This is a genomic window from Streptomyces doebereineriae (assembly GCF_031845645.1).
Classification (GTDB): Bacteria; Actinomycetota; Actinomycetes; order Streptomycetales; family Streptomycetaceae; genus Streptomyces; species Streptomyces canus.
The window spans coordinates 1-419 of record NZ_JAVREZ010000450.1 but is presented as its reverse complement, the minus strand read 5'-3'; the positions used below and the strand labels follow the sequence as shown (position 1 = coordinate 419).

Here is a 419-nt window from a genome sequence, read left to right as displayed (position 1 = left end):
CTGCGCGCCCCGCGCAGCTGGTGCGAGACCGGCTACAACGTCACCCACTTCACGGCGATGCCACGCGGCGGACACTTCGCCGCCTTCGAACAGCCGGAATTGTTCGTCGAAGATGTGAAGACGTTCTTCGACACCGTGCGGTGACGTACTAGCGTCTTGGGCATGGACCCGTTGGTGCGTTCCCGCGCCGTCCAGGCCGTGATCTGGGGTATGCCCGCCGTCAACTTCGAGCTGCTGCGCGAAGCGGCAGCCGGAGTCGGCGCCGGCGACAACCAGGTGGTGTTCTGGTCGAAGCTGCTGGACTGGAAGAACCAGACCCTGACACCCAACCCGGACACCCTGTACTTCTTCCCGTTCTACAACACCCAGGCCGGCCCGGTCGTGCTGGAAATCCCTCCCGCCGAAGGTGGTTCGATCAC

Annotated in this window: 1 protein-coding gene; it reads left to right on the top strand. The window is 64.4% G+C overall.

The genetic code is table 11. The features are described from left to right. Positions 1-162: 162 nt before the first annotated feature. On the top strand, positions 163-419 hold a 257-nt coding region (locus RNB18_RS52730), incomplete at its 3' end, for a DUF1254 domain-containing protein (RefSeq protein WP_311721146.1).